Below are 347 nucleotides of genomic sequence, written 5' to 3'. Positions count from 1 at the left end.
CCACACAGCTATCATCTCCACCAATGACAAAAGGTCAACATTGAATTCGTAATCATCTTCATAATGATTATTTTTACAAACGCTATTCTGTCCTAACAAACGGTAAATCCCTCTTTCTTCACATGTATGTTAACCCCAGAAATTACTTCTTTTCCTTGAAACACTCTTGTTAACTGGTTTGTTTTTCATATATAAGTCATATCTGTTCCGCCTTTCATGCTTCTTTATATTTTGATCATACACAATGAAAATCTCTTTTTCCTTATCTATTCCTTACAAATCCCTTACGTTCAAAATAGCTTCTATAATAGGGTAGAAGGAGTATCTGTGCCTGAAAGTTCAAAGTA

General features: G+C 33.4%; 1 pseudogene. It reads right to left on the bottom strand.

The window, feature by feature from the left end:
- Positions 1 to 44 precede the first annotated feature (44 nt).
- Positions 45 to 164: pseudogene (locus BPMYX0001_RS34890) on the bottom strand (ABC transporter ATP-binding protein); the annotation flags it as partial.
- Positions 165 to 347 lie beyond the last annotated feature (183 nt).

This window comes from Bacillus pseudomycoides DSM 12442 (genome assembly GCF_000161455.1).
GTDB lineage: Bacteria > Bacillota > Bacilli > Bacillales > Bacillaceae_G > Bacillus_A > Bacillus_A pseudomycoides.
This window is presented reverse-complemented; position numbering and strand designations above follow the sequence as displayed.